Raw genomic sequence first — 3,779 nt, 5'->3', positions numbered from 1 at the left:
GGGACGGCTGTACTCGCCGTGGACCGCCCACGTCCGTTCATGAGGACGAGACGCGAACTCGCGCGAGGCGCGGGGAAGGGGCGGGCGCGGTCGGCCCCACGGTGAGGAGGTGCCGGGTCGAGTCTCGGCCCGGCGGGCAGTCTCGCATCCGGGCGCCTCGCCCCGGCTCCCCGTCGCCATGCCTCACGAGTGGGACAGCTGCCCGGCTCCACCCCGCCGGCGTATCCGCTCCTGCGCCCGCTCGGCCGCCCGCTCCTGCCTCCGGGTCCGGCGCCGCTCGCGCCGCAGGGCACGCGCCGTGCTGCTCGGCACGGACACCACGCCGTTGCGCTGGTTCCAGACCTGGCGCGTGACCCACACGTCGAGCGCTCCCCAAGTGGCCGCGATCGTGCTGACCACACTGCTGATCACCATGGGGAACGCCAGCCAGGACCCGGCCATCGTGCACAGGAAGGCCACCATCGCCTGGATCAGCGTCACTGCAATGAGGAGGACCGCCCGTACCGCCGCAGTCCGCACCGGATCCGGCAAGCGACGCCGCCGCGCGGGCTCCTCGACCCACAAGGGCCGGTAGTGCTGCTCGCGGGCGCCACGACCAGCCTCGTGAGCCGGGGCCCCCGACTCTCGCCCCAAGGGCTCCGCCGCGCCCCCGGAATTGTCGCGATCGGTCGCCTCGGGATCCCGAGGTCCCGTCAGCTGCGCCCCACTCGCCCTGGGCGCACCGCGCAGTGCCGCCGTGCCCATCACCGTGTCACTCCCCACCGCCAGCAGACCGCTCGCTCGCATCCGAAGACCCGTGTTCCCCAGTGGCTGCCCGGCTTGCGCTGTTTTACGCCGCCCAGGTGCGGGACGCGGCTCCTGTGGCCGATTCCGCCCCCGTTTCCCATAGAGAAGGACGAACAACTCCTCACGAAGATTCCCGGGAACCGAAGAGTTTCAGCCAACCATCCTGGCGCGGTTGGGGGATTGGACCCCGCCGCGACCACCGGTTTCAGGGAGACAACTCCCGCAATGGCCGGACAACTCGCCATGCCTCGTGGCTGGCGCGGAAGTTCAGGTTCCGGACCGGTCTTCGAGTTCCCTGTGGGTCGGTAGTAGGCTCGCGCCGTTTGTTGACGCACATGTGTACCCCCGGTAGTCGGGGGCCCGAGCTGGGGGAGGCCATGCGCTTTCGCGGGAAGTCCATCCGCCGGAAGATCGTGGCGCTTCTTCTCGTGCCGCTGGTGTCCCTGACCGCGATCTGGGCCTTCGCCACGGTGCTCACGGGACGTGAGGCCGGCGACCTCTTCAACGTGTCGTCCGTGGTGGAGAAGATCGGCTACCCCGTCGAGGACACCGTCCGCGTCCTCCAGCAGGAACGCCGCCAGACCCTCGTCTACCTCGCCGACCCCCGCGCGTCCGACGGCCTCGCCGCGCTCCGGCGCAGCCGGAACGCCACCGACAAGGCCGTCGGCAGCATCCGCGAGAACGCCCGGAACCCCGACGTGCGCGACGCGATGGGAGCGGACACCGACGAGCGGCTGACCGCCGTCCTGGACGCCTTCGACGGCATCGAGTCGCTGCGCCGCAGCGTCGAGGACGGCACCGTCAACCGCACCCAGGCCCTCGACCTCTACAACCGGCTGGTCGACCCCTGCTACGTCCTCCTCGCCAACCTGCACGTGGTCGACAACATCGAACTGGACAAGCAGTACCGCGCGCTGGTCAACCTCGCTCGCGCCCGCGAGCTGCTCTCCCGCGAGGACGCCCTCCTCGGCTCCGCCCTGATCGTCGGCCGGATCTCGCACTCCGAGGAGCGGGACATCTCCGACCTCGTGGCTCAGCGCACCCTGGTGTACGACGTCAACCTGCCGCTGCTGCCCGTGGCGGAACGCGACCGCTACCAGAGCTTCTGGAAGAACGCATCCTCCGCTCCCTTGCGCGTGGCCGAGGAAGCCGCCGTCTCCTCCGGGGACGGAAGTCCCCGCGGCGTCTCCGCCAAGAGCTGGGACAGCGCCGCCGGCAATGTGCTCGACGAGCTCGGCACCCTCAACGACCAGGCCAACGACCGCTACCAGGACCGCGTCCACCCCGTGGCCGTCGGCGTCATCGCCAAGGCCGTCATCGCCGGTGCACTCGGCCTGATCGCGCTCCTGCTCTCCCTCTTCCTGTCCGTGCGCGTCGGCCGCACCCTCATCCGGGATCTGCGGCAACTGCGCCTGGAGGCCCACGAAGCGTCCGGAGTACGGCTGCCCAGTGTCATGCGCCGCCTCTCCGCGGGCGAGCAGGTCGACGTCGAGACCGAGGTCCCTCGCCTCGAATACGACAAGAACGAGATGGGCGAGGTCGGCCAGGCCCTCAACACCCTGCAGCGCGCCGCCGTCGAAGCCGCCGTCAAGCAGGCCGAACTGCGCGCCGGCGTCTCCGAGGTCTTCGTCAACCTCGCGCGCCGCAGCCAGGTCCTGCTCCACAAGCAGCTCACCCTCCTCGACGCCATGGAGCGGCGGACCGAGGACACCGAAGAACTCGCCGACCTGTTCCGCCTCGACCACCTGACCACCCGCATGCGCCGGCACGCCGAAGGCCTGGTGATCCTCTCCGGCGCCGCGCCCTCCCGGCAGTGGCGCAAGCCCGTGCAACTGATGGACGTCGTGCGCGCCGCCGTCGCCGAGGTCGAGGACTACGAACGCATCGAGGTCCGCCGTCTTCCGCGGCTCGCCATCAGCGGCCCGGCCGTCGCCGACCTCACGCACCTCGTGGCCGAACTGCTGGAGAACGCCACGGTCTTCTCGCCACCGCACACCGCCGTCCAGGTCCTGGGCGAACGCGTCGCCAACGGCTTCACCCTGGAGATTCACGACCGCGGCCTCGGTATGGCGGCCGAGGCGCTTTTGGACGCAAACCTCCGGCTCGCCGAGACACCGGAGTTCGAGCTCTCCGACACCGACCGGCTCGGTCTGTTCGTGGTCAGCCGGCTCGCCCAGCGCCAGAACGTCCGGGTTTCCCTGCAGCCCTCCCCGTACGGCGGCACGACCGCCGTGGTCTTCATCCCCGACGCGCTGCTGACGGACGACGTCCCGGACACCAACGGCATCGGGTTCCGGCTCGACCGCCCCCAGCAGGCCCCGGAGAGCGAACCGCAGGGCAGCCGCCGTGCCGCGCTGTCCCAGGCGTCCGCACAGCGCCCCGGCCTGCCAGCCTCCCTGCTGGACGGACCGGTCGAGTTGGAGGCGCCCGTCGACCTGGACGCCATCGGAGACATCCCCGGAGCCATCGAGGACGAGGACGGCGAACACGGCGGCCTGTTCCGCCCCCGCCACTCCCTCACCCGCGCCCCGGACGAGACCGCGGGCCGCCGCACCGATCCGCGTCGGCAGACCGCCGACTCCCGTGGCACGGGGGACGGGGACGACGAGCTGAGTGCTCCGGTCCCGCTGCCTCGCCGCCACACCCCCAAGCTGGTCAGCTCGCACGGGCGCCCGGTCACCGAGCAGCGCTCCCGGCGGGGGAAGACGGACGAGGAGACCACCACGGCCATCGGCCGAACTGAGTCGAGCCCCACCTCCGCACTCCCGTCACGCCGCCGGGACGAGGAGCCCACGGGCAGCCGGGCCACCGGTCGGCCGGGATCCGAACCCGCGTCCGCTCTTCCGGCCCGGCGCCGCACCGACAACCCCTCGTCCGCCAGCGGACGGGGCGACGCCCTGCCGGACGCACCGCCACCGCTGCCGGCCCGCCGTCGCGGGGCCGACTCCTTCCGACGCGGCATCGGCGCGGCCGACCGCGCCGAGGACCACACC

General features: G+C 71.8%; 2 protein-coding genes. One reads left to right on the top strand and one right to left on the bottom strand.

Features of this window, described 5'->3' with window-relative positions:
* Positions 1-183 precede the first annotated feature (183 nt).
* On the bottom strand, positions 184-744 hold the full coding sequence (locus ABZ281_RS41855) for a hypothetical protein (RefSeq protein WP_356663182.1): 561 nt from the start codon (positions 742-744) through the stop codon (positions 184-186).
* Between the two features lie 419 nt (positions 745-1,163).
* Here ABZ281_RS41855 and ABZ281_RS41850 point away from each other — a divergent pair.
* Positions 1,164-3,779, top strand: a 2,616-nt coding sequence (locus tag ABZ281_RS41850) for a nitrate- and nitrite sensing domain-containing protein (protein ID WP_356663180.1), incomplete at its 3' end; no start/stop codon positions are given.

Source organism: Streptomyces sp. NPDC006265, from assembly GCF_040613555.1.
Classification (GTDB): Bacteria; Actinomycetota; Actinomycetes; order Streptomycetales; family Streptomycetaceae; genus Streptomyces.
Note: the sequence above shows the minus strand (reverse complement) of the source record. Positions and strands in the feature narration are given on the sequence as shown.

Coding starts and splice junctions, on each gene's coding strand:
- ABZ281_RS41855 (WP_356663182.1), bottom strand. CDS start 744: ATGGGCACGGCGGCACTGCGCGGTGCGCCCAGGGCGAGTGGGGCGCAG.